This window comes from Defluviimonas aquaemixtae, from assembly GCF_900302475.1.
GTDB lineage: Bacteria > Pseudomonadota > Alphaproteobacteria > Rhodobacterales > Rhodobacteraceae > Albidovulum > Albidovulum aquaemixtae.
Map to the genome: position 1 here is coordinate 81,690 of NZ_OMOQ01000001.1, position 25,907 is coordinate 107,596.

General features: G+C 63.1%; 24 protein-coding genes and 1 pseudogene. 21 read left to right on the forward strand and 4 right to left on the reverse strand.

Annotated features, from left to right (window positions below):
* The first annotated feature begins 25 nt into the window (after nucleotides 1–25).
* Entirely contained in the window at nucleotides 26–1,252 is a 1,227-nt protein-coding gene (locus DEA8626_RS00540; protein WP_108851133.1) for an MFS transporter, read from the forward strand.
* Nucleotides 1,253–1,408: 156 nt separating this feature from the next.
* On the opposite strand, the gene DEA8626_RS00545 is transcribed toward DEA8626_RS00540, so the two are convergent.
* Nucleotides 1,409–2,434 carry a sulfotransferase family protein gene (locus DEA8626_RS00545; protein ID WP_181366315.1) on the reverse strand — a complete coding sequence of 342 codons (1,026 nt, stop codon included), beginning with the start codon at nucleotides 2,432–2,434 and terminating at the stop codon, nucleotides 1,409–1,411.
* Nucleotides 2,435–2,567: 133 nt separating this feature from the next.
* On the opposite strand from DEA8626_RS00545, the gene DEA8626_RS20930 reads away from it, so the two are divergent.
* The 11 genes and pseudogenes from DEA8626_RS20930 to DEA8626_RS00590 all read left to right on the forward strand — a co-directional run bounded on the left by DEA8626_RS20930 (nucleotide 2,568) and on the right by DEA8626_RS00590 (nucleotide 13,826).
* Complete coding sequence (locus tag DEA8626_RS20930) at nucleotides 2,568–2,744, forward strand: hypothetical protein (protein ID WP_181366316.1); 177 nt, start codon at nucleotides 2,568–2,570, stop codon at nucleotides 2,742–2,744.
* 309 nt (nucleotides 2,745–3,053) lie between these two features.
* Entirely contained in the window at nucleotides 3,054–4,292 is a 1,239-nt protein-coding gene (wecB, locus tag DEA8626_RS00550; RefSeq protein WP_146188814.1) for a non-hydrolyzing UDP-N-acetylglucosamine 2-epimerase, read from the forward strand.
* 68 nt (nucleotides 4,293–4,360) lie between these two features.
* Nucleotides 4,361–4,525 (forward strand): annotated as a pseudogene (locus tag DEA8626_RS21730) (polysaccharide deacetylase family protein); the annotation flags it as partial.
* A gap of 273 nt (nucleotides 4,526–4,798) precedes the next feature.
* Nucleotides 4,799–5,920: a glycosyltransferase gene (locus DEA8626_RS00555; protein ID WP_146188815.1), complete on the forward strand. Its 1,122-nt coding sequence runs from the start codon at nucleotides 4,799–4,801 to the stop codon at nucleotides 5,918–5,920.
* A 1-nt stretch (nucleotide 5,921) separates the two neighbouring features.
* A complete protein-coding gene (locus DEA8626_RS00560) occupies nucleotides 5,922–7,160 on the forward strand; it encodes a DegT/DnrJ/EryC1/StrS family aminotransferase (RefSeq protein ID WP_108851137.1) in 1,239 nt (412 codons plus the stop codon).
* Nucleotides 7,157–8,179, forward strand: a complete 1,023-nt coding sequence (locus DEA8626_RS00565; RefSeq protein ID WP_108851138.1) for a Gfo/Idh/MocA family protein — start codon at nucleotides 7,157–7,159, stop codon at nucleotides 8,177–8,179. The genes DEA8626_RS00560 and DEA8626_RS00565 overlap by 4 nt, the downstream gene beginning before the upstream one ends.
* On the forward strand, nucleotides 8,176–8,802 hold the full coding sequence (locus DEA8626_RS00570) for an acyltransferase (RefSeq protein ID WP_108851139.1): 627 nt from the start codon (nucleotides 8,176–8,178) through the stop codon (nucleotides 8,800–8,802). The genes DEA8626_RS00565 and DEA8626_RS00570 overlap by 4 nt, the downstream gene beginning before the upstream one ends.
* Nucleotides 8,799–10,142: an NAD(P)/FAD-dependent oxidoreductase gene (locus DEA8626_RS00575; protein WP_108851140.1), complete on the forward strand. Its 1,344-nt coding sequence runs from the start codon at nucleotides 8,799–8,801 to the stop codon at nucleotides 10,140–10,142. Before DEA8626_RS00570 ends, DEA8626_RS00575 begins: the two co-directional genes overlap by 4 nt.
* Nucleotides 10,139–11,152: a polysaccharide deacetylase family protein gene (locus DEA8626_RS00580; protein ID WP_108851141.1), complete on the forward strand. Its 1,014-nt coding sequence runs from the start codon at nucleotides 10,139–10,141 to the stop codon at nucleotides 11,150–11,152. Before DEA8626_RS00575 ends, DEA8626_RS00580 begins: the two co-directional genes overlap by 4 nt.
* The gene (locus DEA8626_RS00585) at nucleotides 11,149–12,786 is read left to right on the forward strand and encodes a glycosyltransferase family protein (protein WP_108851142.1); all 1,638 of its coding nucleotides are present in this window, start codon (nucleotides 11,149–11,151) and stop codon (nucleotides 12,784–12,786) included. The genes DEA8626_RS00580 and DEA8626_RS00585 overlap by 4 nt, the downstream gene beginning before the upstream one ends.
* Nucleotides 12,783–13,826, forward strand: coding sequence for a lysylphosphatidylglycerol synthase transmembrane domain-containing protein (locus tag DEA8626_RS00590; RefSeq protein ID WP_108851143.1), 1,044 nt, complete (start codon nucleotides 12,783–12,785; stop codon nucleotides 13,824–13,826). The genes DEA8626_RS00585 and DEA8626_RS00590 overlap by 4 nt, the downstream gene beginning before the upstream one ends.
* 148 nt (nucleotides 13,827–13,974) lie before the next feature.
* Here DEA8626_RS00590 and DEA8626_RS00595 read toward each other — a convergent pair whose 3' ends face one another.
* Nucleotides 13,975–15,648 (reverse strand): acyl-CoA dehydrogenase family protein, encoded by a 1,674-nt coding sequence (locus tag DEA8626_RS00595; RefSeq protein WP_108851144.1) that lies wholly within the window; start codon nucleotides 15,646–15,648, stop codon nucleotides 13,975–13,977.
* Nucleotides 15,649–15,811: 163 nt separating this feature from the next.
* Here DEA8626_RS00595 and DEA8626_RS00600 point away from each other — a divergent pair, with 163 nt between their 5' ends.
* Complete coding sequence (locus DEA8626_RS00600; protein WP_108851145.1) at nucleotides 15,812–16,570, forward strand: sulfite exporter TauE/SafE family protein; 759 nt, start codon at nucleotides 15,812–15,814, stop codon at nucleotides 16,568–16,570.
* A 69-nt stretch (nucleotides 16,571–16,639) separates the two neighbouring features.
* Here DEA8626_RS00600 and DEA8626_RS00605 read toward each other — a convergent pair whose 3' ends face one another.
* Nucleotides 16,640–18,238 (reverse strand): phosphoenolpyruvate carboxykinase, encoded by a 1,599-nt coding sequence (locus tag DEA8626_RS00605; protein WP_108851146.1) that lies wholly within the window; start codon nucleotides 18,236–18,238, stop codon nucleotides 16,640–16,642.
* 380 nt (nucleotides 18,239–18,618) lie between these two features.
* Between DEA8626_RS00605 and DEA8626_RS00610 the strand changes: the two genes are divergently transcribed.
* The 7 genes from DEA8626_RS00610 to DEA8626_RS00640 are packed head-to-tail and all read left to right on the forward strand — an operon-like array spanning nucleotide 18,619 to nucleotide 24,030.
* The gene (locus DEA8626_RS00610; RefSeq protein ID WP_108851147.1) at nucleotides 18,619–19,320 is read left to right on the forward strand and encodes a response regulator transcription factor; all 702 of its coding nucleotides are present in this window, start codon (nucleotides 18,619–18,621) and stop codon (nucleotides 19,318–19,320) included.
* On the forward strand, nucleotides 19,317–21,050 hold the full coding sequence (locus tag DEA8626_RS00615; RefSeq protein WP_108851148.1) for a sensor histidine kinase: 1,734 nt from the start codon (nucleotides 19,317–19,319) through the stop codon (nucleotides 21,048–21,050). Before DEA8626_RS00610 ends, DEA8626_RS00615 begins: the two co-directional genes overlap by 4 nt.
* On the forward strand, nucleotides 21,047–21,481 hold the full coding sequence (locus DEA8626_RS00620; RefSeq protein WP_108851149.1) for an HPr kinase/phosphorylase: 435 nt from the start codon (nucleotides 21,047–21,049) through the stop codon (nucleotides 21,479–21,481). The genes DEA8626_RS00615 and DEA8626_RS00620 overlap by 4 nt, the downstream gene beginning before the upstream one ends.
* Nucleotides 21,478–22,413, forward strand: coding sequence for an RNase adapter RapZ (gene rapZ / locus DEA8626_RS00625; RefSeq protein ID WP_438502423.1), 936 nt, complete (start codon nucleotides 21,478–21,480; stop codon nucleotides 22,411–22,413). Before DEA8626_RS00620 ends, rapZ begins: the two co-directional genes overlap by 4 nt.
* Nucleotides 22,410–22,811 (forward strand): PTS sugar transporter subunit IIA, encoded by a 402-nt coding sequence (locus tag DEA8626_RS00630; protein WP_108851150.1) that lies wholly within the window; start codon nucleotides 22,410–22,412, stop codon nucleotides 22,809–22,811. Before rapZ ends, DEA8626_RS00630 begins: the two co-directional genes overlap by 4 nt.
* The gene (locus DEA8626_RS00635; protein ID WP_108851151.1) at nucleotides 22,808–23,092 is read left to right on the forward strand and encodes an HPr family phosphocarrier protein; all 285 of its coding nucleotides are present in this window, start codon (nucleotides 22,808–22,810) and stop codon (nucleotides 23,090–23,092) included. Before DEA8626_RS00630 ends, DEA8626_RS00635 begins: the two co-directional genes overlap by 4 nt.
* Nucleotides 23,093–23,127: 35 nt before the next feature.
* Nucleotides 23,128–24,030 (forward strand): lysophospholipid acyltransferase family protein, encoded by a 903-nt coding sequence (locus DEA8626_RS00640; RefSeq protein WP_245890662.1) that lies wholly within the window; start codon nucleotides 23,128–23,130, stop codon nucleotides 24,028–24,030.
* Nucleotides 24,031–24,039: 9 nt separating this feature from the next.
* On the opposite strand, the gene DEA8626_RS00645 is transcribed toward DEA8626_RS00640, so the two are convergent.
* On the reverse strand, nucleotides 24,040–24,915 hold the full coding sequence (locus tag DEA8626_RS00645) for a 3-hydroxybutyryl-CoA dehydrogenase (RefSeq protein WP_108851152.1): 876 nt from the start codon (nucleotides 24,913–24,915) through the stop codon (nucleotides 24,040–24,042).
* A gap of 165 nt (nucleotides 24,916–25,080) precedes the next feature.
* On the opposite strand from DEA8626_RS00645, the gene DEA8626_RS00650 reads away from it, so the two are divergent.
* Entirely contained in the window at nucleotides 25,081–25,905 is an 825-nt protein-coding gene (locus tag DEA8626_RS00650) for a DUF6473 family protein (protein WP_108851153.1), read from the forward strand.
* Nucleotides 25,906–25,907 lie beyond the last annotated feature (2 nt).

Genomic DNA, 25,907 nt, shown 5'->3' on the forward strand with positions numbered 1-25,907 from the left:
CTCAAACGGGATGGCAGGAGGTCCGATGCTAAGTCGCAATATCCCCGAATTCGTGCGCCACGCTCCGGTCCCGGGCGTGAAGGGGTTCGCAATCCTGACAGGGCTCGACGCCTCGGTCCGCGGCATCCTTATTTCCGTGTGGCCTCTCGTGATGTACCGCGCGCTCGAGGGCGATGCGGCGCTGGTCAGTCTCGCCTACTTCGTCATCGGATGCGTCTCGCTCCTCACCGGGCTGATGGTGCCGTGGCTCAGCCGTTTCGCGCCCCGTCGCTGGGTCTATACGGGCGGAGCGGTGCTCTATCCCGCGGCTGGCATCCTCGCGATCATCGGCGGGCCGGTCCTGACACCCGTCGCGCTGCTTTTGTCCAGCCTCGCAACCGTTACCATCTTCATCTGCCTGAACGCATATGTGATGGACTATATCGCCCGGCATGAACTCGGGCACGGCGAGACGCTGAAGATGCTCTACAGCGCCGCTTCCTGGGCGGTTGGGCCGCTGCTCGGCGTCTTTATGTGGAAGTACTGGGAGCCCCTTCCGTTCATCTTCGCCATGGGGTTTGCGCTTCTGCTGCTCGCGACCTTCTGGTTCATGCGGCTCGGCAATGGAAAGCTCATCACCCGGGCCCGGGCGCCCGCGCCGAACCCGCTCGCCTATCTCGGCCGGTTCTTCCGCCAGCCTCGGCTCATTGCGGGATGGCTCTTCGCGGTGCTGCGCTCGGCGGGATGGTGGGTCTATGTGGTCTATCTGCCAATCTTCTGCCTCGAGACCGGGCTTGGCGACTGGATCGCGAGCGCGGCATTTACGCTGTCGAACGCGCTCCTCTTCACCTCCCCGTTGATCCTGCGCTGGATGCAGCGGCGCGGACTGAGGCGTGCGATCCAGATCGCGTTCGCGAGCTGTGCAGGCTGCTTCGCGCTGGCCGCTTTGGGTCAGTTGTGGCCCCCGGCCGCTGTTGCGGCGCTTTTTGCAGGGTCGATCTTTCTCGTCATGCTCGATACGTTCGGCGGTCTGCCGTTCCTGATGTCGGTCAAGCCGGCGGAACGGACAGAGATGTCGGCCGTCTATTCGAGCTTCCGCGACGTCTCGGGCATCGTTACGCCGGGCGCGGCTTGGCTGGTTCTTCTCGTCGCTCCGATCTCCGGCGTTTTCGTCGCCTGCGCAGCCGGGCTCGCGATGATGGCCGGAGTTGCCGGGCTCATGCATCCGCGCTTTGGTGAAAAGCGCCAACCCCGCTTCGACCAGCCCGCGTAACAACTCGCACCCGCCGTGCCAAACACATGCCGGGGCGCGAGCCTTGACCGTCCTGGGTCGTTTTCGGTTGTGCCGGGCTCCGGGGGGGCAAGATCGACAGGTCTTTGTCGTTGCGCCGTGCGTCTGCGCGGATGCCACGTCGGCCAGATACTCCAACTACGGCGACTTGGGCTGCTCGTCGGCGCTTTCAGGAGAATTGATCGTGTGTTGCTCTGCGAGCCGCTCGAATGTGCCTCGGTCGAGCGTTTGGCGCTGTCTTGGCTGAAGCGGCGTAAGTTCCACTGGGATATCGTGAAACCCGAACACGTTGCGCGCGATCTTCCGGACGATCGACGCAGGGTCGGCGCAGAGTTCTTCGTAGCTGACGACCGCGAAACGATCCGTGCCGAGGCGCTGCATCTGCTGTTCCTGCAGGCCATCGTAGAACCGGATTTGGCTCCGGACATCTTCGATGGGATCGTCAGGATACGCGCCGCCGCTTGCGGAGTGGTCGAGGCCGTAGCCGATCTTGGTCGAGCCTTGAATGTCGCGCCGCGCCTTCAGCAGAGACTGCGCGAGATAGAGAGGATCACGGCGGAGGCAGACGAAGCGCGCGGTTGGCAGGATGGCCGCGACAAGATGCGCCGAGCCCAGGAGATTGTTATTCTTTGCCAAGACCGGCCGGCCGGACTGTCGCTCGAGGCGCGCGAAGAAACGGCGCATATCCTCGGTGGCACTTTCCGGAATCGATGACGGGATCGCGCGGCGGTCGGTGCCCATCCATCGGTCCCAGAATTCAAGCCCGTCGCTTGGACCCGACAGCGACCGGGTGCGGCCGTAATAGCTTTCGAGGCGAACACGTTGGTTTGCAATTCCCCCGGTCAGAGGAAAGGCGCCAGATGCGGCGCTGCGCGGGAGCAGGCTTGCCAGGTTCGTGATGTAGGCGACGGGCAATGCCCGGATCAGGAGCTGGTGGAGAAGGGTGGTACCACTGCGTGGCGGCCCGGTGACGAAGAGGACCGGACGCGAGGGCGCCTCGGCCGCGTCGGCATCGCTCGCGACGAGACGCGCGATGGCCATGTCGAAAGGCGCGAGCCCCAGCCGCAGCCCCGCCTGAAAAAGCGCAGCAAGGGCGTCGCGGTTACCGGACCGTAGAACGCGAAGTGCCAGTCCCGCCGGGTTGTGGAAGTGGCTTGGCACCACATGATGCAGCGCCCGACGGATTCGCCGTGAGTGACCGCCTTCCGGCGACAAGGATGCTAGATTCGGATCGCGTGCTTTTGGCTCGGGCATCGTGGAATGACGTTCAAATGGCCCCCGCCTAGGTCGGCGCAAGATGGCGACGCACGGCAGGGCGGTGGCGCTTGCATCGAGGGGACAGGAAATCGGCGCTCATGGCAAGCCGTTCGACAATGAATATTCCGCGCGTGGATTAGTTCCGCGCGGACAACGTGCCGAAGGCGGATTCAATCCCAAGCGGTACAAAATGAGAAAAGCCTTCGATATTTCTTGACTGGACAGGGCGTTGCCCGGAACCTTGAAAGTGGTGGAAGGTCACGAATCGTCGCCCTGAAATCCTTCAGACGCGTAGCGTTGGACGGCTGGTCGACGAGGAAGTGTGGGTTCGGTTTTGACTACTTTCGACATGCTGAATTGACAAAAGGCGCATCTCGCGGTGCAGCTGCCATTACATCGCGCCGCAGAGTAGCCCTGAGGACCGACCGAAACCTTTGTGCGGGGTGGGAGGCCAATTGGTCGTGCCGATGCAAAACTACATTGGGAAGATTGAACCGGCCGCGCCGGGCGCCGGTTGGGCGGTTTCATGAACCAACCGGGATGTCGAACAAGAGATGTCTGGGGCACGAGCACGCCGCTGTCCACGGACACGCGGAAGCGACCGGATTTGGACCCCCTGAAGGTCCTCTGCGCATTCGGAACCCGACCTGAGCTCATCAAGTTCCTTCCGGTCCTGCGCACGCTCCGGCGCCGGCGCGGCCTCATGCCGGTAACGGTACTCACGTCCCAGCATACCGACCTCGTCAAGCCGCTCATCGAGCTTTGGAAAATCCGGGTCGACCATGATCTTGGCGCGATGGTTCACGGTCAGACGCTGAACAGCCTCTTATCCCGACTTGTCGCGCGTTTCGACGACGTACTCGCGGATGAGGCGCCGGACTTCGTGCTGGTTCAAGGCGATACGACGAGCGCGCTGGCCGCGGCGCAAGCTGCATGGCACCGCCAGATCCCGGTTGGGCACATCGAGGCCGGACTTCGGTCGGGAGCGCGCGAGAATCCCTTTCCCGAGGAGATGAACCGTCGACTCATCACGGCGCTCGCGACGCTGCATTTTGCCCCCACCGACCGAAATGTCGCGGCATTGCTGTCAGAAGGTGTGGCGCGCGATCGGATCATCCTGACCGGTAATCCGATCGTCGATGCGATCGGGCTGATCCGGAAACGGCAGACACCCTCGCCAGAGATCCGGGACCTTGTCGCGAGTCTTGCCGGCCGCCGGCTCTTGCTTCTTACAACGCATCGCCGCGAGAGCTTCGGGGCGCTCATGCGCGGGCGTTTGCGCGTCTTGCGCGATTTCGTCGAGCGGCGGGCCGATGTCAGCCTCGTCTTCCCGGTGCATTGCAATCCAGCCGTCACCGAGGTCGCCACGCAAGAGTTAGGCGGGGTGCCGAACATCCATCTCGTGCCGCCGCTTCACTATCCCGATTTCCTGCATTGCCTCGCCTCCGCATGGCTCGTCGTGTCGGATTCGGGTGGCGTGCAGGAAGAGGCGCCGAGCCTCGGCAAGCCGCTGCTAATCCTTCGCGAAAACACAGAGCGGCCAGAGGTCGTGGAATCTGGCGTCGCGCGCCTCGTGGGCCGGACACCGCAGCGGCTTAGCGACGAATTGATCCTGGCTGAGGCGCAGGATTCTTGGGCGTATCGAGTGCAACCGATCGAAAACCCGTTCGGACGGGGGGAGAGTGCACGGCGCATCGTCGACGCGATTCAGGCGTGGCGCACTGAAGCCGCCATTCAAGGCAGGGGGGCGGCTGAGGCATCGTGAACGACATCCGTCATCTACTTTCGGTCGACTTCGAGGAACATTTTCAGCTCGTGACCTCTGGGCGCGGAGTGCCGGAACGGCACTGGGATAGATTTCCTTCGCGGATCGTGGACAATACCGAGAGAGTTCTGCGCTTGCTGGACCGCCACGACACGAAGGCAACATTCTTCGTCGGTGACTGGGTCGCGGAACGATATGGCGCGCTGATCGCTGACATTGCCCTCGAAGGTCATGAGATCGCGTGCCGCCTTTCCCCGTCAAGGCGGCGGGCCGGACTCGCCTTCGCAGATCCTTCGCTGCACGCGGTTCAGTTCAAACGCCGGTTGGAGTCCGTGGCGGGCAGAGCCGTCCATGGATGCCGGATCGATCGCCCGGCAAGGGCGGTGCCATCTGGCGTCGGGTCGGGCGCCTCACCATTTCGGTACGAATGCCGCCCCGGGCCTGCCCTTGGCCCGCTTCGTGTCACCACACGAGCCGCATCGGACGGGACCCCCGTTCAGCTCGGTATGCCGAGCCTGCGCATCGCGGGGCAGGACGTGCCCCTCGTCGGCGGCGAGAGCCTCAGGCACGTGCCCGGCGCTCTCGAAAACCGCCTTCTCGCCGGCTGGGCGCGAAGCCGCGCGCCGCATCACTTCACGTTCAAGCTCTGGGAACTCGATCCCGACCTAGCGCGACTGGCGGTGCTTTCATCCGTCCAACGGCTTATTTGTTACCGAAATCATCACCTGTTCGAGGAAAGGTTTGCGCGGCTTCTGGAGCGCGCGGCCTTCAGCCCAGTGCGGGCGCATCTCGGGCTTGCAGAGGAAAAAGTCGCCCGAACCGCTCCGCTCGCGCCGGTTTCAGCGCCGCCCGCGGAGCCGGAAGTGCCGGGCGTGCCGGTCTCGATCATCGTGCCGTGCTTCAACGAGGAGGCAGGGCTTAGCTACCTCGCGAACGTGTTCTCGGCGCTCGATGCGGAACTCGGCCGGCGCCACAGGCTCAGCTTTGTCCTCGTCGATGATGGCAGTACCGACCGAACCCGGCAGGAAATGCAGCGGCTGTTCGGCCACGACGGACGATATCGGATCGTGCGGCATGAGATGAACAGGGGTATCGCGGCAGCCATTCTCACCGGAATCGGCGCGGCCAAGGACGACATCGTCGTCACCATGGATAGCGACTGTAGCTACGATCCGGCCCGGATTGAGGACATGCTGGCGCTGCTTGCGCCCGACGTGGCGTTGGTTACCGCCTCGCCCTATCACGCCGATGCCGGGGTTGAAGGCGTGCCCGGCTGGCGGATTTTCGTGTCGAGGGGCGCCTCATCGCTTTATCGAATGGTGCTTCGCACCCAGCTCGCGACCTACACCAGCTGCTTCCGCGTCTACCGGAAACGCGCTCTCGAAGGTCTGATTCTGCACCACGAAGGTTTCATCGGAGTCGCCGAGATGCTCGCGCGGCTGGATATGGCGGGCGGGCGGATTGCCGAATACCCGGTCGTGCTGGAGGCTCGGGTTCTTGGCCGTTCGAAACTCAGGCTGTTTCGTACGATTGTCGGACACTTGCGGCTGCTCGGCGCGATTTTTGCGACACGATTGCGGGACCGAAGACGCGCCGGTGCCATCGCATTGACGAAGGAGGAAGGTTGAGATGACGAGTGTGCAGGTATCCGGGCTGACAGTGCCTCCTATTCCATCGGATCAGGACGCAAGCGGTCGGCAGCTTGGCGACGAGGAGATCGAGATGCTCGCGCGCGCGGTGCGCAGCGGCACGTTGACGAGCACCAAGGGGACATTCGTCAAGGCATTCGAAGAGGGGTTCAGCAAGCGGATCGGTGTCGCGCACGCCGCCGCCTGCGCGTCGGGCACGAGCGCCATACATGCGGCGGTCGCCGCCATCGACCCTGAACCCGGAGACGAGATCGTGACCTCTCCGGTCACCGACATGGGTGCGATTACGCCGATCATCTACCAGACCGCCGTACCGGTATTCGCCGATGTCGACGCTTCCTCTGGCAATATCACCGCCGAGACGGTCGAGCGTGTCCTCGGCCCCAAGACGCGCGCAATCGTGGTCACACATCTTTTCGGAAATCCGGCCGAGATGGGTCCGATCCTCGAGCTCGCTGAATCGCGGGGCATCGCGGTCATCGAGGATTGCGCCCAAGCTTTCGGCGCTACATATGACGGACGACCCGTTGGCACGCTGGGCGCGATCGGATGTTACAGTCTTCAACAGGGCAAGCACATCACGACCGGCGAAGGCGGCATTGTGATCTCGAACGACGACCGCTTGGCCCGCCGGGTCAAGCTGTTCATCGACAAGGCCTGGGGCTACGGGGACCCCAGCCCGGATCACTACTTCGCCGCACTGAACGGCCGGATGAGCGAGCTGCAGGGCGCCGTCGCGACCGCGCAGCTAGGCAAGCTCTCCCAAAGCATCAGCCAGCGACAGCGGATGGCCGAGCGGCTGACTTGTGCGATCGGCGACATTGAAGGGATTTACGCGCCCTGCGTGCCGAAGGCCGGCCGGCATAGTTTCTGGAAATACGCGCTGCGTGTCTCTCTGGATCTCGGCGGGCCAGACGTACTGGCGGCCGCGTTGCGAACTGGCGACATCGCATCGGCGCCGCGCTACATCCGCAAGCCGGCCTTCGAATGCGCCGTGATCCGTGACCAGCGGACCTTCGGAAACAGCCGATTTCCGTTCTCGCTCGCGCGCCCCGAGATTCTCGACTACGCGCCGGAACGGTACCCGGGGGTTTACCGGTTCCTGCGAGATGTCCTGGTCTTGCCCTGGAACGAGCGGCTCGAGGAGTCGCATGTCGATCTGATCGCCGACCGGCTTCGTGCCTATGCGGCCAGCGAAGCCGCGGGCGCGGCGCAATGAGCGGCGCATTCAGACTTGGCCTTGTTGGCGCTGGGGCGATCGCGCGCAGCTATGCGGCGGCCATCTCGGGCGGAGGAACGGCGCAGCTTGTCGCGGTGGCCGATACCGATGGTGACGCGGCCGCGGCCTTCGCGCGCGACACCGGCGCCGTTCCCTTTTCGTCGCACCGCGACTTGGCGGCGGCCTCGATCTGCGACGCGGTGCTCGTGACGACACCGCCGGCGACCCATGCCGCCATCGTGATCGATTTGGTGTCACGTGGTCTTCCCGTTCTATGCGAGAAGCCGCTCAGCATAACTCTCGACTCGGCGCGGCAGATGACACAGGCGGCAGCAGACAACGGTGTCGTCTTGTCGATGGCGTCCAAATTCCGGTTCGTCGATGACGTGATCAGGGCGCGCGAGATGATCGCCGAGGGCGCCATTGGCGCTCCGCTCATGCTGGAAAACGTCTTCACCAGCGTCGTCGACATGACGAACCGTTGGAATGCGGACGCCCGCATCAGCGGCGGCGGAGTGCTGATCGACAACGGCACCCACAGCATCGACATCGTGCGCTATTTCCTGGGGCCGATCACGGAGGTATTCGCGGTCGCCGGGCCACGCATGCAGCCGGTCGGGGTCGAAGACACAGTAACCCTTATCGCGCGGACCGCAGGTGGGGCGCAGACGACGGTTGAAACATCGTGGAGCCTGCACAAGGACCGAAGCGCATTCATCGCCGTATATGGAACGGAAGGCGCCATCGAGGTCGGCTGGCAGGGCTCGCGCTTTCGGCGCGGGCGAGCCGGGATCTGGGAGCCGTACGGCACTGGCTACGACAAGTCGGCGGCATTCGCACGGCAGATCGACCATTTCGCTGCGGTCGTTCGCGGCGAGGACAAACCGCTGCCCGATGCTGCGGACGCTCTCGCCTCCGTCGCAGTGATCCAGGCGGCGTACCGATCCATCGCGACCGGGCGCTGGGTTCCGGCCGAGCCGGATCTGGCCCATTCGCCCTTCATGGAAATTGCCCGATGAATGTGCGCATTCATCCGACTGCGATCGTGGAAGATGGTGTCGAGATCGGAGATGGGACCTCGATCTGGGATAACGTTCACATCCGGGGGCCATCGAGGATCGGCCGCGACTGTATCATCGGCGGCAAGACCTACATCGCTTACGGCGTGGAGATTGGCGACCGCGTGAAGGTCAATTCCTTCGTCTACATCCCGACCGGCGTGACGGTGGAAACCGGTGTAATGATCGCGGCTGGCACGATCTTTGCAAACGACCGGTTTCCGCGCGCGACGACGCCGGACCTGAGTACTTTGCGTGGATCCGGCCCCGACGAGCATACCGAGCCGACGGTCGTGCGCGAAGGTGCCACGCTCGGGGCAGGGTGCCGCTTGGGTCCGGGGATCGAGATCGGAGCATTTGCGCTTGTCGGTATGGGGTCGGTCGTGACCAGGAGCGTCTTTCCTCACGCACTGGTCGCCGGCAATCCCGCGAAACCCGTCGGTCTCGTCTGCCGCTGTGGAGAAAGACTCTACTCCGGCGACCCCGAAGCCGCCAAGGACGGGTTGTTGCGCTGCGAAATCTGCGCCGACACTTACCGGTTGAAGAACGGACGGCTACTTGCGCCAGCCGCTGCTCGGGCATGAACGCGCAGGGAAAAAGAACCTGGTGCGTAGCGGGCGGTGGCGTTCTCGGTCAGGTGATCGCGCTCCGGCTTGCGCAGGCCGGTCACCATGTCTCCGTCCTCGAGGCGGCACCTGAGACTGGAGGGCTCGCAGCGAGTTGGAGCATCGACGACATTGTCTGGGATAAGCACTACCATGTAATCCTGCCTGCGGACCGCAGAACCCTCGAATTGGTTAGTGAGCTCGGACTTTCCAGCGCGCTTGTCTGGAAGCGCTCGCGGACGGGGTTTTTCGCTGACGGGCGGCTGTCACCGCTCAACAGTGCAGTGGACTACCTGCGCCTTCCCTCGCTCGGGATTCTTGCCAAGGCGAGACTTGCCTTCACGCTGATGTGGGCTGCGCGGATTGAGGATGGCCGGCCGCTCGACCAGGTGCCGGTCGGGGATTGGTTGACGAAGTGGTCCGGCCGCGAAGCGTACGAGCGGCTCTGGCGGCCGCTCCTGCGCGCCAAACTCGGCACCAACGATGACCGTGCCTCGGCCGCGTTCATTTGGGCCACAGTGCGCCGGCTGTATCTTGCGCGGAGCGCCGGCGCCAAGACCGAAACTCTCGGCTTCATCGACGGCGGCTACGACAGGATCCTCAGCGCGCTGCGCGACCGCCTTTCCAGTGCCGGCGTCGACATCGTCACGGGCTGCCCGATCACGAGAATCGCTCCGCAGGGCGATCAATTGCAGGTCGAGACCGCGAAAGGCGCCCGGCTGTTCGACGACGTCGTATCGACCTTGCCCTGCGGCGTCACCGCGCGGCTCTGCGATGCACTGTCGCCCGAGCTGAAGGCGCGCCTCGACAGCGTGGTCTATCAGGGCATCATCTGCGCGTCGCTCGTCCTCGACCGCCCGCTCGGCGGCTACTACCTGACCTACTTGACCGATTCCGACCTGCCCTTCACCGCCGTCGTCGAGATGTCAGCCCTCGCCGGCCGCGAGCGGTTCGGCGGGAAAAGCCTTGTCTACCTGCCGCGGTACGTTGCACAAGATGATCCCTTCTGGGAGCTTGACGATGGCGCGGTGCGGGCCCGGTTCGTCGCCGGCATCACACGCATCTATCCGGACCTTGATCCGGGCGCCATTCGCGCGTTCCGCCTCTCGCGCGTACGCAACGTCATGGCGGTTCCAACGGTTGGATATCTTGACGCGGTGCCTGCCGTCGAAACCAACATTCCGGGCTTCCATATCGTCAATTCGGCGCAGATCACGGACGGCACACTCAACGTGGATGCCACACTCGGCGTAGCCGAAGCCGCCCTGCCACGGCTTCTGGGCGGCGCCATGGCCGACAATCTGAGCTCGGCGGCATGAGACGGAAACTCGCGAGCCTGTCTCTCGACCTCGACAACCTGTGGTCCTACATGAAGACGCACGGCGATCCGGGTTGGGAGACATTTCCCTCCTATCTCGATGTGGTTGTGCCGCGTGTCCTGACGCTTCTCGATGCTCTGTCCCTGAAGATCACCGTTTTCGTGGTTGGCAAGGACGCGGCACTCGAGAAGAATCATGCGGCGCTCCGATTGATCGCTGACGCCGGCCACGAAATTGGCAATCATTCCTTTCATCACGAACCCTGGTTGCATCTCTACTCAGCTGACGAGGTTGCGGACGAGATCGAGGGGGCGGAACATGCAATCGCCGCCGCGACAGGCACGCTTCCAACGGGGTTCCGCGGACCCGGCTACAGCCTGTCGGAAACCGTGATCCGCGTTCTCATCGAACGGGGATACCGTTATGACTGCTCGACTTTCCCGACCTTTGTCGGACCCCTGGCGCGTGCATACTACTTTTTCAACGCGCGCCTCGACGCGGCGGAGAAGGCCATGCGGAAGGCGCTGTTCGGCGGATTGCGCGACGGACTTCGCCCGCTTGTCCCCTATCATTGGGTCCTTGGCGGGGGTCGGCTATTGGAAATCCCGGTCACGACGATGCCGATCGCGCGCTTTCCCATGCATTTCAGCTATCTGCACTGGATCGCCGGCAGATCTGAGCCGCTTGCCCACGCCTATTTCGCCGCGGCGCTGCGAAGCTGCAATCTCTGCGGGATCACACCGTCCTTACTTTTACATCCGCTCGACTTCATGGGGCGCGACGACGTGGAAAGGCTCGCGTTCTTCCCGGGCATGGACCGGACGGCCGAGGTCAAAATGGCCCGCATGGGCCGCTGGCTCGCCACGCTGAGCGATCGGTTTGACGTCGTGCCGATCCGCGACCACGCAGCTGCGCTCGAGGGACGTTCGTTACCGCTCCGCAGACCGGACTTCAGCGCCGCGCCGGCCGCGCGACAGGCTAGGGGGCGCATGGGGCTGGACAAGCGATGACCGACGCTGCTGATCCCATGGACGAAAACGCCGCCGGTGCCGCGTTGGGTCGGGGGAAGGCGACGATCGTCTTCCTCGGCATCGTTCTGGGCTACCTTCTCACCGCGCCGACGAACCACTCCCTGTCCGTCGATACCTACTACTACGCTTTGATCATCACCCACGACCCGATCATCGATGTTGAGAACCCACGGCTGTTTCTGTGGCTCGCCGCGATGAAGGGCCTTTACCGGCTGGCCTCGGCAGTTCTTACCGATATTGACCTGTTCCGACTGATTGGGGTGGTGAACGCAGTCCTGGCGTCTCTTGCCGTGATGCTGCTTGCGCGACTTCTTGTACGTGATTTCAGCCTGGCGAGACGAAGCGCCTGGCTCACCGCTGGCCTTTTCGCGAGCTGCTACGGATTCTGGCGCTACGCGACCGAGATCGAGGTCTATGCGAGCGCGGTGCTGTTGTCGTTGCTTCTTGTTCACGCGGCATTCCGCCTTGTCCGCAATGCGCCCGCGCGCTCGTTCGGATCTGTCCTCGGTCTTGCCGTGCTGGGGGGCATCGGCACTCTCACGTATCAGCCGATCGGCATCGTAGCCGGGCTGGTGGTCCCAGTCTTTCTGCTGCTGAGCGGACGGATCCGGTATCTCGCACAATACAGCGCGATAGCGGGCGCCATGGTCATCGGAGGTTTCGGGCTGGCCGCCCATCTCGGGACGGAGGAGGAGGCTGCGCATGCCGTTTCATTTGTGCTTCAGGCCGATCACGTGGCTCCCAAACTTCCGTCGCCAATGTCGCTTGCGAAGATGGTCTACGCAGTCAGCCACGACCTCTTGTCCACGAACTGGATGTTCGCAATCGAATCCTTGCGCGAGCGGTTCCGTCTGACCGAAGGTTTTTTCTTGCACCAGGAGCACCGGTTCGTGGCCGAGAATGCTGGTCCGCAAGTCTGGGTGGCGCTCGCGACGCTCCCGGCCGCCGCCGTACTCGGCCTCGTCATCATCGGGACGGCGTGGCGGACTAAGCCACGCCAAGCTATCGACGCTCGCGAGGCTGCGGTGATCGTCTGGCTAGTCGCGCACGGCGCAATGATGCTGACCTTGTCGCCCTTGGGCTTCGAAGGGTGGATCCCCGGCCTCGTACCGCTCGCGGTTCTTTCGGGGAAACGACTGATCGCCCCTTGTGTCGCGGCCGACCGGTCTGCGGTGGTTGCCGCCCTTTTGGCAGTGTTCATCGTGCACAACGGGATTGTCGGCATTGGCACGCAGATGCGGGAAGCGGGTGACTACCTTCACACGCGCGGCACTGCACTGATCGAGCGTGTCCGCCCCGGCGACCTCATCGTGATGGCGGCGCACTGGAATCTCGAACGCTACCTGCGGTTCAACAATGCGCCTCGCGCGATCATCGTCGAAAAGGAGGGGGTCAATGCGGTCCGCCGCGCGATCGAGGAGACGCTCGATCGGGGCGGACGGGTCTTGATCCTCGACGATGTTGCGGCGCCGACGCGGCTTAGCCGGGGACGCCGGGTTCTTGTGCCGGACCTCGTTGCGCTGACGAACGATTATCTGGGAAACGCAGAGCGGTTTGCGACCGGGCAGGCCGGTTGGGCCTATGAGGTCAGGCGGGAAGAGGACAAGGAGTGAGTTCGCGCCTTCGGAAGCTATTCTATCCAGTGCTCCGGCTGGCGGTCGCCGGGGTCATTTTCGCCGTCCTCGCCGGCATCATGAATTTTGGCGAAACGCTCGCCGTACTGGGCGCATCCGAGCCATCACTTGTCGCCGCCGCTATGGTCCTCTTTGGGGTCGGACAGGTGCTCTCGTGCGTTCGCTGGCGGCTGACGCTGTCGCAGATCATTGCTGCGCCGCCGCGGGTCCTGATGCTTCTGCGGCTGTACCTGATCGGCATGTTCGTGAACCTCGGACTTCCGACGATGACTGGGGGCGATATCGTGCGCGCAGAGCTATTGCGCCGCTTTGGTGGAGGCCGTGGCGGCGCATATGCCAGCATCTTCGCCGACCGGCTGGTCGGCGTGCTCGCAGTGGTTCTCGTGGCCATCGGCGCCATTGCGCTGGCGGGCGACCGGATCGATGGGCAGTCGCGGCACCTCGTGCTCGTCGCTTTGCTTGGACTGACGTGCGCGCTTGTCGTGTTCGTTCTAGTTTTCTCCTGGTCGCGTGCGCGATTGCGCTGGCCTGCGCTTGGCACTTTCTTCGAGGCGCTCCGCCTGCTCAGGCGACGGCCGCGCGTTCTGGCCCTGAGTCTCGCGATCGCGATCTCCGTTCAGGTGATCGGTGTCATTGTGCCGATCGTCCTTCTTGCCTGGGCGATGTCGATCGCGATCCCCGTCGCGGTCCATTTTGCCCTGATTCCGATCATCGTCCTCGCGGCGCTCGTGCCCGTGGCGCCGAACGGATTGGGTGTGAGAGAGGCCGCCTTCGTCGTTCTTTACGGCCAGTTCGGCGTCGGGCCCGAACCAGCCTTCGCGCTTGGCCTGTCCTGGAGCATCGTGCTGACCATCTATGGGCTTTTCGGTGGGCTAGCCTTGGCCTTTGGGGACCCGAGCGTGCGATCTGGCGCTCTTGGCGGGGCGAGGCAGAAACAGGATTGTCACGGCGCGACCACACAACACCGCTCGGACGGAGTTGTCTTGGGCGCGTTGCGGAGGAGTTGGCCCTGGCGCTAGAAGCGGAGCTGCCTTGCTTGGCCGATTGAATGCTTAGAAATCGATTTTCCAGCCACTGTCATGCCCGATCACAGAGAGCTTAGGGCATGAAATGCGTGCCCGCCCCGATACCGGTGACCGCTCTTGCGGACGAGCACCGGGCGATTCCTTACTTCGCACCGTCCAGAAGCCGCCGCGCGATCACCTGCGCCTGAATCTCTGCCGCGCCCTCGAATATGTTCAGGATGCGTGCATCGCAGAGGATCCGACTGATCTGGTATTCGAGCGCGAAACCGTTGCCGCCGTGGATCTGCAAGGCATTGTCCGCGGCAGCCCAAGCCACCCGGGCGCCCAGAAGCTTGGCCATTCCGGCCTCGAGGTCGCAGCGCCTGTCGTGATCCTTCTGCCAGGCGCTGTAATAGGTGAGTTGCCGGGCGATCATGATCTCCACCGCCATCATCGCGAGCTTGCCGGCCACTCGGGGAAATTCGATGAGGCTCTTGCCAAACTGCTTGCGGTCCTCGGCGTATTGCATCCCCACTTCCAGCGCCGATTGGGCCACGCCAATCGCGCGGGCTGCAGTTTGGATGCGGGCGGATTCAAAGGTCTGCATGAGCTGCTTGAAACCCTGACCCTCCACGCCGCCAAGCAGATTTTCGCCCTTCACCCGGAACCCGTCAAAGCCGAGTTCGTATTCCTTCATGCCCCGGTAACCCAGAACCTCGATCTCGCCTCCCGTCATGCCGGGTGTGGGGAATGGGTTATCATCCGTACCTGGTGTCTTGTCCGCGAGGAACATGGATAGTCCCCGGTAGTCGGTCGTCGCAGGATCGGTCCGTGCAAGGAGCGTCATCACATGGGTCCGCGCCGCGTGCGTGATCCAAGTCTTGTTGCCAGTAACCAGCCAGTCCTCGCCGTCCGTGACCGCGCGGGTCCGGAGCGCGCCGAGATCGGACCCGGTGTTCGGTTCGGTAAAAACGGCAGTCGGCAGGATTTCCCCAGACGCAAGTTTCGGCAGCCAGCGCGCCTTCTGCTCGGGTGTCCCGCCACACAGGATGAGCTCTGCCGCGATCTCGGACCGGGTGCCGAGCGAGCCGACGCCGATATAGCCGCGTGACAATTCTTCCGACACGACGACCATGGATGCTTTGGACAGACCCAGCCCGCCGAACTCTTCGGGAATCGTCAGCCCGAAGACGCCAAGCTCCGCCAGTTCTTCGATGATCTCCATCGGGATCAGCTCGTCCTTGAGGTGCCAGTCATGCGCGCTCGGCACCACCCGCTCCTCGGCATAGCGTCGGAACTGGTCGCGGATCATTTCCAGCTCGTCGTCGAGGCCGGTCACGCCAAAGGTTGATCGTCCATGGTTGTCGCGCATGAGCGCGACAAGCCGTGTCCTCGACGTGGTCGTATTGCCGCCCGCGATCAGCGTTGCCGCAGCGCCTTCCGGCTTCCAGTTCAGCCCGAGATCGGACAGCCGCGCCGTTTCACCCTGGCTCATCGGAATGCCGCCGGCGATCTGCGCGAGGTATTCCCCGAAGCCGATCTGAAGGATCAGCGCCTCCATCTCGCCGAACGCGCCAGCCTCGGTAATCCGTCCGGCCCAGGCGCGCATCTGGCGAAGCGATTCCACGTAGGTGGCGAGCCACGATAACGCGTGCGCAGCAAACTGATGCCTCTCCAGGGCCGCGCCGGAGATTTTGCCGTCGATTGAAACCTTTGCCCGCAGGTTGGACCGCGCTTCGCCCAGCAACTTCTCGACTGGAGACAGAGCGTCTTCGGTCAGCGTCAGCAGGTCGCGAAGGGTTGCTGCATTCGGACTGTCGGCTCCATCATGCGGCATCGGCGGCTCCTTTTCTGCACTCGCACTGTCCTAGCTATTTTGCACTTGCAGCGCAATAATAATTCGCGTGTACACGCTTAGCCGTACTAAAATGACCTAGCTGTTTTTCGGATGCGCGTCTCTTCCGCAGTGGCTATAGCGGGCGCGGAAGGAGCGCCAACGCATGTTCGGACACGATTTGACGGTACTTGCGCTGGCCGTCGCCGTCACAGTCTTCGCGAGCATCGTCAAAGGCGCCGTCGGCTTCGCGATGCCGATGATTATGATTTCCGGACTAGCCTCCTTCCTGCCGGCGGAACAGGCACTCGCCGCGCTGATCCTCCCGACGCTCGCCACAAATCTCGCCCAGGCCTTGAGGCAGGGGTGGTCGGCTGCGATTGCCACTGCCTGGGAATACCGCCGGCTGCTGATTACACTCTGCGTCGTGATCGCTCTGGCGGCGCAGGCGGTTCCCGTGATGCCGCAGGCCGTGCTTCTGGCCACGCTCGGCCTGCCAATCGTCGCCTTCGCGCTCAGCCAACTCGCCGGCTGGCAACTGCGGTTCGAGGCCCATAACCGCGCGCGGGCAGAGGTCGTGACCGGCATCGTGGGCGGCTTCTTCGGCGGCATCTCGGGCGTCTGGGGGCCACCGACGATCGCTCTTCTCATCTCGCTCGACGTCGAAAAACGCGAGAACGTGCGTGTCCAGGGAGTGGTCTATATGATTGGATCGGCGATGCTTCTGGCCGCGCATCTTGGCTCGGGCGTGGCCAACGCAGAGACACTTCCGCTGTCGGTGTTCCTATCCGTTCCCGCGCTCGCCGGCCTCTGGTTCGGCTTCTCGATTCAGGACAGACTCGATGCTCGCCGTTTCCGGCGCTGGACGCTGATCGTGCTCGCCATTAGCGGGCTCAACCTTGTCCGCCGGGCGCTCACGCTCTGATCGTCAATTCTTGTCGAAATTGCCGGCGCGCGCTCCAGCCCAAAGGCGGGAAGGCGGGGCAGCGCACGCCTATCCGATCGCGGCCGCTTTCACTTCCGCGTCGATATGCGGGACATACTGGGCGAAATTGTCCGCGAACATGTTCACAAGCCTTTGCGCCTGGGCGTCATAGGCCGCGCCGTCCGCCCAGGTCTGGCGTGGGTCGAGAAGCACGTCAGCCACACCTGGCACGCTGACCGGCACTTCGAAACCGAAGTTCGGATCCCTGCGGAACTGCACCTCGTTCAGCGATTCGTCGAGTGCCGCCGTCAGAAGCGCACGAGTCGCACGGATCGGCATCCGCGAACCTGTGCCGTAGGCGCCGCCCGTCCAGCCCGTGTTCACCAACCAGCAGGTCGCGCCGTGGCGCGCAATCTTTTCCTGCAGGAGCTTGCCGTAAACTTCCGGCCGGCGCGGCATGAAGGGCGCGCCGAAGCAGGTTGAAAAGGTGGGCTCGGGCTCGGTCACGCCGCGCTCGGTCCCTGCGACCTTCGAGGTGAAGCCCGACAGGAAGTGATACATCGCCTGCGCCGGCGTCAGCCGCGCGATGGGCGGCAGCACGCCAAAGGCGTCGCAGGTCAGCATGATAATGTTCTTCGGATGGCCCGCAAGCGCCGTCGTCGAGGCGTTCGATATGTAGTCGAGAGGATACGCGCAGCGCATGTTCGCCGTGAGACTCGCGTCCTCGAAATCGAGTTCCAAGGTCTCGGGATCGAAGATCATGTTCTCGATCACGGTCGCGAACTTTTCGGTCGTGGCGTAGATCTCCGGCTCCGCATCGCGCGAGAGCGAGATGGTCTTGGCGTAGCAACCGCCCTCGAAGTTGAAGGTGCCCCTCTCGGACCAACCGTGTTCATCGTCGCCGATCAGCGTACGGGACGGATCGGCGGAGAGCGTCGTCTTGCCGGTGCCCGACAGGCCGAAGAAAACGGCGGCGGCGTCAGGATCGCCGATCGCGTGGTTCGCAGAGCAGTGCATCGGCATCACGCCTTTGCCGGGCAGGATGTAGTTGAGCAGCGTGAAGACCGATTTCTTGTTTTCGCCCGCATAGGCGCTGTTGGCGATCAGGATCAGCTTCTTGTCGAAGTTCAGTGCGATCACCGTTTCGGATCGGCAGCCGTGGCGTTCAGGATCGGCCTTGAAAGAGGGACAGTTGATGATCGTGAATTCGGGGATGAAATCGTCAAGCTCGGACCGTTCCGGACGGCGCAGCATGTGGCGGATGAACAGCCCATGCCAGGCAAGCTCGGTGACAACCCGCACATCAAGGCGATGCTCGGGCTCGGCGCCGGCATAGAGGTCCTGCACGAAGTAGTCGCCGCCCTTCATGTGGGCCAGCATGTCGAGGTACAGCCGGTCGAAGGCCTCGGGCGTCATCGGCGCGTTGTTTTCCCACCATATCGTGTCCTCGACCGACGGCGTCCGGACGACGAACTTGTCCTTGGGGGACCGGCCGGTATGCCTTCCGGTGGTGGTAAGCAGGGAGCCGCCCTTGCCGAGTGTTCCCTCGCCGCGCTTCAGCGCGGCCTCGACCAGCGCCGGCTCGAGCTGGTTGTAGAAGACGTGGCCAAGCCCCTCGATTCCCTGGTGTTCCAACCGGTGCGAGGGGTTCACACGTCCGTCTTTCATCGCAAGCTCCCGTTTCCGCGTCGCGGCGCTGTCTGAGTTCCAGTGAGCACGCACCCCTGCCACCGTCACGGGCGCCGGCCGCCCCCAAACGGGGCCGACATGGCCCCGTATAGCATGTCGCTAGACGCTTGGAATAGAAGGCAATGTCGGGGTTAGCGCCATCATTGCCGGTTTAGCGCAATCATGACGGGAATGGTGATACCGATTTGGCGACGGTCGCAGGATGTGAGGCAAATTGGTCAAACCCGCAGATTTTTCGCGCCGCATGATTCGGTGGATGGCACCGATTCGCACATATCGGTTGCTTCTGCATTCCGGAAAATGGACAATGTCGGGAAAACAAAGAGAAACAAGACGAGAGCAGAACGAGGAAAGCGAACATGTCGAGGATTGCACTGGTCGATGACGACAGGAACATCCTGACGTCCGTGTCGATGACGCTTGAGGCGGAAGGGTACGAAGTCGAAACCTACAATGACGGTCAGGCGGCGCTGGACGCGTTTAACAAGCGCCTGCCGGACATGGCCGTGCTGGACATCAAGATGCCCCGCATGGACGGAATGGAACTGCTTCAGCGCCTGCGTCAGAAGACTTCAATGCCGGTGATCTTCCTGACATCCAAGGACGATGAGATCGACGAGGTTCTCGGGCTTCGGATGGGCGCGGACGACTACGTCAAGAAGCCCTTTTCGCAGCGACTTCTGGTTGAGCGCATCCGCGCGCTCCTGCGGCGACAGGAAGCCATTGCTTCGGGCGAGGTCGCGACGACCGAGGAAACCAAGATCATGACGCGGGGCTCACTCACGATGGACCCGCTCCGTCATTCTGTCTCCTGGAAAGGGCGTGACGTTGCGCTGACGGTGACGGAATTCCTGCTTCTGCAGGCATTGGCCCAGCGGCCCGGTTTCGTTAAGAGCCGCGACCAGCTGATGGATGTGGCCTATGACGATCAGGTCTATGTCGACGACCGGACGATCGACAGCCACATCAAGCGGCTGAGAAAAAAGATGCGGACAGTGGATGACGACTTCTCCGCAATCGAAACGCTCTATGGTATCGGGTATCGCTACAACGAAGAATGACGCTGGCGTCGAGGATCGACTTGCGCGATCGAACTGAGTCCCGCCGCGCGGACGTGGTCCTCGGCGAGGACTGGACCGCGCCCGAAGGTTTTGTCGAATCCGAGCTGAAAGCCGGACGCGAACGGCGTGGATTCATCTCGCTTAACCGCTCGCCGCTTGCGCGGAAGATCATCACGTTCAACCTGATGGCGATGATCGTTCTGGTCGCGGGCGTACTTTACCTCAACCCGTTTCGTGACAGCCTCGTCCTGCAGCGCGAAAGCGGGCTCGTCGCCGAGGTGCAGATCATTGCTAACGTGTTCGAGGCGCAGCTGCCGCGAGACGGTGATCCGATCGACATCGCCACGGCCGACGGCATCGATGTGCGGCGCACCGCGCTTGGAATCGAACTGCCGCAGGGCGCGGAGCTCTTTCTCTTTGACACGAAAGAGCGGTTGCTCATGTCCACTCTGGGCATTGAACGACCCGCTCCCGAAATCGTCGCTGGGCTGGAGCGCGACCATCGTTCGACGCTCATCGTAGACATCTTGAATACGGTCTGGGAGGCAATCGCGAGCCTGCTTGCTCCGGAAAGCGCGCAGGAAACGGCCGTCGCCACGGAGGACATGGCCCGCGACCTCATTCCCGGCGCGCTGGGCGGCGAGACGCGGATCCGCACGGGCCGCGACGTGGCCGGTGAGGCGGTGTTCACGGTTGCGACGCCAATCCGTCACGGGGACAGTGTGATCGGCGTCGTGGCGGTCACTTCGGGCGCGGGCGAGATCGACCAGCTAGTGCGGGTGGAACGCGAGCAGGTCCTGCAGATGTTCGTCATCGCGATCATCGTTTCGATCGGCCTGTCGCTGGTGCTCGCCTCGACGATTGCCAACCCTTTGTCCGACCTTGCCGCCGCTGCCGAACTCGGCCGCGACAAGAACGCCCGCAAGATGAGCCCGAACCGCGTCAGGATACCGGATCTGACTGCGCGACCGGACGAGATCGGGCGGCTGTCAGGCGCGATGCGCGGAATGGTGGCCGCGCTCTACGACCGGATCGAGGCGAACGAACAATTCGCCGCCGACGTGGCACACGAGATCAAGAATCCATTGGCGTCGCTCCGGTCTGCCGTCGGCACGCTCAGAGTGGCCAAACGCGAAGATCAGCGCGAGAAGCTTCTCAACGTCATCGACCACGACGTTCGCCGGCTCGATCGCCTGGTCAGCGATATCTCAAATGCCTCACGGCTGGACAGCGAGCTCGTGAAAGAGGAAGAGGATAGCTTCAACCTCGTGAAAATGCTTGGGAACCTGACCGAGTATCTCGGTGCGGAGGCAAGGGCGAAAGGGGTCGATTTCATCTCCGACTTGCCGCCGGAGCCAATCGTGATTCAGGGCCTCGAGGGACGGCTCGCGCAGGTATTCGTGAACCTCATCACCAACGCCATCTCGTTCTGCTCGGAGGGCGACGCCGTTCGTGTCTGGGCGCGCAAGCGCGAGAACCGCGTGCTCGTAGTCGTAGAGGATACCGGACCCGGCATTCCAGATCAGGCGCTGACCAAAATATTCAAGCGGTTCTATTCCGAACGGCCGGAAGGCCAGTTTGGCGAGCATTCGGGACTTGGTCTCGCGATCTCCAAGCAGATCGTCGAGGCGCATGGCGGTGTGATCTGGGCAGAGAACATCCGGCCCACGGATGCCGATATCACGTCGGAACCGCTGGGAGCCCGCTTTGTCGTGGGCCTTCCGGTGTGAACCGGGAGCCGCCGAACTCTGTCATCTTGCATGCCGGGTGCATTTCCTTGTCGGGGCGCGGCCTTCTGATTCTGGGACCATCGGGAAGCGGAAAGTCGGGGCTTGCGCTTCAACTCATGGCATTCGGATGTGCATTCGTTGCCGACGACCGTACATTCGTCTCCTCGCGTGAGGCCACATTGATCGCCATGCCGCCGCGCGGAATCCATGGTCAGATCGAGGCGCGTGGCGTGGGCATTCTTGCCGCCGAGAACGAGACGGCCGCGCGGGTCGTGCTGGCCGTCGATCTCGGGCAGGAAGAGCGAGAACGTCTGCCGCCCTGGCGCGTCACCGAGGTGCTGGGCGTCGAGCTGCCTCTTCTTCACAGGGTCGAGAGTGCCCATTTTCCAGCTGCGATCATGCAATATCTCAAGGCCGGACGAATTGAATGACGACCATGGATGCCTCACGACCGGCAGAAGACCAGCAAACCGGCCAGCGCGTGGTGCTGGTGACCGGTCCGTCTGGGGCTGGGCGTTCAACCGCGATCCATGCGCTCGAGGATCTCGGCTACGAAGCCATCGACAACCTGCCGATCAGCCTCATTCCGCGGCTTCTCGACGGTCCGCCGATCGCGCGGCCCCTCGCGCTGGGCATCGACGTTCGCAACAGGGATTTCTCGGTTACGTCACTCATCGAGCTCATCGACCGGCTGACCCGGCTTCCTGATATCGATCCCGAGGTTCTCTATCTCGATTGCCGACCCGATGAGCTGATCCGCCGCTACAACGAAACCCGGCGCCGCCATCCTCTGTCAGGCGCCGGTACGCCGGCAGAAGGCGTTGCTGGCGAGATCGACCTCCTCGCGCCGATCCGCGTGCGCGCGGAAGTCTTGATCGACACGACGGAACTTTCGCCGCATGATCTCAAGGCCGAAGTCGCCCGCTGGTTTGCGCGCACCGCCTCGACACGGCTCGCCGTTTCAATCCATTCCTTTTCCTACAAACGCGGGGTCCCGCGCGGGCTCGACATGATGTTCGACTGCCGGTTCCTGAAGAATCCGCATTGGGAGGAAGCTTTACGCCCGCTCGACGGCACGGCGCCGGATGTCGCGGATTTCGTCGCTGATGATCCCCGGTTCCCGGACTTCTTCGCCCGGACGCGAGATCTGCTGCTCATTCTCCTTCCGGCGCATGTCGATGAGGGCAAGAGCCACCTTGCGATCGGCTTCGGGTGCACAGGTGGGCAACACCGGTCGGTTGTCGTTACGGAAATGATGGCCAAAGCGCTTGCAGAGGCTGGTTGGCAGGTGTCTAAGAGGCACCGGGAACTTGAACGTAGGGCTAGCGGGACGACCGGACCAAGGCGGGGTGACAGGGCGTGATCGGAATCGTGATCGTCGCACATGGCGGACTGGCGCGGGAATACCTTTCCGCGGTTGAACATGTCGTTGGCAAGCAGTCCGGCATGCGCGCGATCGCCATCGAGGACAATCATGACCGCGCGGCCAAGCAGGCGGAAATCCGCGCGGCCGCGAACGCCGTGGATACCGGCGACGGGGTCGTCGTGGTGACCGACATGTTCGGCGGATCGCCTTCGAATCTCAGCCTCGACGCGTGTACCGAGGGAAACCGCCAAATCCTCTACGGCGCGAACCTTCCGATGCTTATCAAACTGGCCAAGTCGCGCCATCTGAGCGTCCCGCAGGCGGCGGCCTCGGCGCTCGACGCCGGCCGCAAATATATCAACTGCTACGTCGGAACCGGTCAGGGCAACAAATGAGCGATGGCGCGGCGACGGTGAGGACGATTAAGATCGTCAACGAAAAGGGGTTGCATGCCCGCGCTTCGGCAAAGTTTGTGGAAGTGGTCGAGGCGCATGACGCCACTGCCGAAGTGGGCCGCGACGGAATGAGTGTTTCGGGCGATTCAATCATGGGGCTCCTGATGCTCGCCGCTTCTCGGGGCAGTACGATCGATGTCCGGACGAGCGGTCCGGAGGCCGACAAACTTGCCGACGCGCTCGACGCGCTGGTTGCCAACCGCTTCGGGGAGGATTACTGAGCCTGCCTGAACTGGATTCGGAGGATCCCCGGATTTTGACGGACGGCCAAGAGACAGAGGCGGCGCCGGACATCGGCGAGAGGATACCCAGCCAGGCCGCGTCGAAACCCTACCAGATGCGCCGGCTTTCCTATGCCGGGACTTTCACCAACCCGGTGAAGGCAGGAGCCATTCGCACGATCGAATGGATGACCGGAAAGCTGCACCTGATCCGCCTCATCCGACAGTTCGAACGCACCGGTGTTCCAATCGGCCAGCCGTTCTTCACCAAGGCCGTTCGGACGATGGGCATCGACATCCTGACGCCTGAAGAGCAGGTTGCGCGTATCCCGAGGACCGGGTCGGTTGTCGTCGTCGCGAACCATCCCCACGGCCTCGTCGACGGCCTCGTGATGGGCGAGCTCGTGGGCCGGGTGCGCACCGACTACAAGATTCTCACGCGCTCCCTCCTGACCGGTATCCCCGAGATTGAGCATCACATGCTCCCCGTGCCGTTCCCGCATGAGAACAACGCCCGCGAGCTTAGCCTGCAGATGCGCAACACCTGTATGACGCATCTGAAGGATGGCGGCGTGATCATCCTGTTTCCCGCCGGCAGGGTCGCGACCACGAAGGGCTTCTTCGGGCCAGCGATCGAGCCCGAATGGAACCCTTTCACTGCGAAGATGGTGATGCGTTCCGGTGCGATGGTGCTGCCGATCTTCTTTCCGGGCCAGAACACGCGGCTGTATCACGTCGCCGACAAGTTGTCGGCCACCTTCCGGCAGGGTCTCTTGCTGCACGAGATATACCGGGCGCTCTACAAGCCGCAGGCGCCGGTGATCGGCCGCCCGATCCAGCAGGAAGAGCTGAGGAACTGGGCAAGCGATCCGCGCGGAATGCTGGCCTGGCTGCGAAAAACCACGCTTGCCCTAGGCGAGGCCGGAGGAGCCGTGTAGCGCCGAGGATCAGCGCGTGGGAACCGGGGTTTCGCCGCGGTAGTCGTAGAAACCGCGCTCGGTCTTGCGACCGAGCCAGCCCGCCTCGACATACTTCGTCAGCAGAGGACATGGACGGTACTTCGTGTCGGCAAGCCCTTCGTGAAGCACGTTCATGATTGCGAGGCAGGTGTCGAGGCCAATGAAATCGGCCAATTCCAGGGGGCCCATTGGATGGTTCGCACCGAGTTTAAGGCTCTGGTCGATCGACTTCACTGAGCCGACGCCCTCATAGAGCGTATAGACGGCCTCGTTGATCATCGGCATGAGGATGCGATTGACGATGAAGGCGGGGAAATCCTCCGCGCTTGCCGCGGTCTTGCCTAGCTTCTCCACGACCTTCACCATCGACTGATAGGTCGGGTCGTCGGTCGCGATGCCGCGGATAAGCTCGACGAGCTGCATCACCGGGACCGGGTTCATGAAGTGGAAACCCATGAACTTCTCGGGTCGGTCGGTGCGGCTGGCAAGCCGGGTGATCGAGATCGACGAAGTGTTCGAGGTCAGGATCGTCTCAGGCTTAAGATGCGGCAGCAGATCCTCGAAGATCGCCTGCTTGACCGTTTCGCGTTCGGTCGCCGCCTCGATCACAAGGTCGGTCTTGCCCAACTCGGCCAGTTTCAACGTCGTCTTGATTCGACCAAGCGCCTTGGCCTTGTCGGTCTCAGAAATCTTTCCACGCGAGATCTGGCGGTCCATGTTGTGGTCGATGAGAGCCATCGCCGCGTCGAGCGCTTCCTGGCTGATGTCGGTCATGAGGACGTCGAACCCAGCGAGCGCGAAGACATGAGCGATGCCGTTGCCCATTTGGCCCGCCCCGACGATGCCGACCGTTCTGATTTCCATTGCCCGAACCTCGCTTCGCTTTCGCGCAAGACCATAGGCACCGCTTCCGGCCGGGTGCAAGGCATAAGCGCGGCGGTCGGCGACCCGTCCCAAGGCGCTTAGGCATTTGGCAAGGCTTGGGGGGCAGAGTGTTGCCTGGGTGAATCGAAAGGAGGGTGGGAAACCATGGCCTACGAATACGGGGGCGGGTGTGCCCTGGACTATTTTCCGTGCCGTTACGGGCAGTCGAAGCTGCTGTTCCGCGGACCGCGGCGCAAACTGGAGGACGACTATGCCGCGGTGCTCGGCGGGACCGAGACCTACGGGAAGTTTGTCGAACAGCCCTATCCCGCGCTTCTGGAGAAGACGGTCGGCATCCCGGTGGTCAATTTCGGCTACATGAACGCCGGCACCGATGTCTTCGTGAGCGAGCCGGTCATCATTGACGCCTGCTCGAAGGCCCGCGTGACGGTGATCCAACTCATGGGCGCGCAGAACATGTCGAACCGGTTCTACGCGGTCCATCCGCGGCGCAACGACCGGTTCCTGCGCGCCTCGACACTGATGAAGACGATCTTTTGCGAGGTCGATTTCACCGAGTTCCACTTCACGCGCCACATGTTGTCTTCGCTGAAGCGGCAGGCGCCGGACAAATACGCCCTTGTTGAGGAAGAACTGAAATCCGCCTGGGTCGCGCGCATGCGGCTCCTGTTGCAGAAGGTCGAGAGCAAGACCGTGCTCTTGTGGATCGAAGGGCCCGAGATCGCGGCCGCGGTGCAGGATGGGCTTGGCTCCGAACCGCTGCTGCTCGACGAAAGCATGGTGGCGGCCGTCCGCCCGTTCGCAAGCACGCTTCTGCGGATGCGCCCGAGTGACGGGGCGTTGTCTGCAGGGACGGACGGGATGCACTTCGCCCCCCTTGATGAGCCTGCGGCGGCGGCGATGCCTGGCCCGCGCGTCCATGCCGAGGTGGCAGCGGCGCTCGATCCGGTGCTGCGCGATCTCATCTGACG

Excerpts from the sequence above, each read along its gene's own strand:
- DEA8626_RS00600 (WP_108851145.1), top strand. The coding sequence starts at position 15,812 with ATGTTCGGACACGATTTGACGGTACTTGCGCTGGCCGTCGCCGTCACA.
- rapZ (WP_438502423.1), top strand. The coding sequence starts at position 21,478 with ATGACGACCATGGATGCCTCACGACCGGCAGAAGACCAGCAAACCGGC.
- DEA8626_RS00580 (WP_108851141.1), top strand. The coding sequence starts at position 10,139 with ATGAGACGGAAACTCGCGAGCCTGTCTCTCGACCTCGACAACCTGTGG.
- DEA8626_RS00540 (WP_108851133.1), top strand. The coding sequence starts at position 26 with ATGCTAAGTCGCAATATCCCCGAATTCGTGCGCCACGCTCCGGTCCCG.
- DEA8626_RS00650 (WP_108851153.1), top strand. The coding sequence starts at position 25,081 with ATGGCCTACGAATACGGGGGCGGGTGTGCCCTGGACTATTTTCCGTGC.
- DEA8626_RS00560 (WP_108851137.1), top strand. The coding sequence starts at position 5,922 with ATGACGAGTGTGCAGGTATCCGGGCTGACAGTGCCTCCTATTCCATCG.
- DEA8626_RS00555 (WP_146188815.1), top strand. The coding sequence starts at position 4,799 with ATGCCGAGCCTGCGCATCGCGGGGCAGGACGTGCCCCTCGTCGGCGGC.
- DEA8626_RS00565 (WP_108851138.1), top strand. The coding sequence starts at position 7,157 with ATGAGCGGCGCATTCAGACTTGGCCTTGTTGGCGCTGGGGCGATCGCG.
- wecB (WP_146188814.1), top strand. The coding sequence starts at position 3,054 with ATGAACCAACCGGGATGTCGAACAAGAGATGTCTGGGGCACGAGCACG.
- DEA8626_RS00610 (WP_108851147.1), top strand. The coding sequence starts at position 18,619 with ATGTCGAGGATTGCACTGGTCGATGACGACAGGAACATCCTGACGTCC.
- DEA8626_RS00635 (WP_108851151.1), top strand. The coding sequence starts at position 22,808 with ATGAGCGATGGCGCGGCGACGGTGAGGACGATTAAGATCGTCAACGAA.
- DEA8626_RS00575 (WP_108851140.1), top strand. The coding sequence starts at position 8,799 with ATGAACGCGCAGGGAAAAAGAACCTGGTGCGTAGCGGGCGGTGGCGTT.
- DEA8626_RS00595 (WP_108851144.1), bottom strand. The coding sequence starts at position 15,648 with ATGCCGCATGATGGAGCCGACAGTCCGAATGCAGCAACCCTTCGCGAC.
- DEA8626_RS00570 (WP_108851139.1), top strand. The coding sequence starts at position 8,176 with ATGAATGTGCGCATTCATCCGACTGCGATCGTGGAAGATGGTGTCGAG.
- DEA8626_RS00645 (WP_108851152.1), bottom strand. The coding sequence starts at position 24,915 with ATGGAAATCAGAACGGTCGGCATCGTCGGGGCGGGCCAAATGGGCAAC.
- DEA8626_RS00585 (WP_108851142.1), top strand. The coding sequence starts at position 11,149 with ATGACCGACGCTGCTGATCCCATGGACGAAAACGCCGCCGGTGCCGCG.
- DEA8626_RS00615 (WP_108851148.1), top strand. The coding sequence starts at position 19,317 with ATGACGCTGGCGTCGAGGATCGACTTGCGCGATCGAACTGAGTCCCGC.
- DEA8626_RS00605 (WP_108851146.1), bottom strand. The coding sequence starts at position 18,238 with ATGAAAGACGGACGTGTGAACCCCTCGCACCGGTTGGAACACCAGGGA.
- DEA8626_RS20930 (WP_181366316.1), top strand. The coding sequence starts at position 2,568 with ATGGCGACGCACGGCAGGGCGGTGGCGCTTGCATCGAGGGGACAGGAA.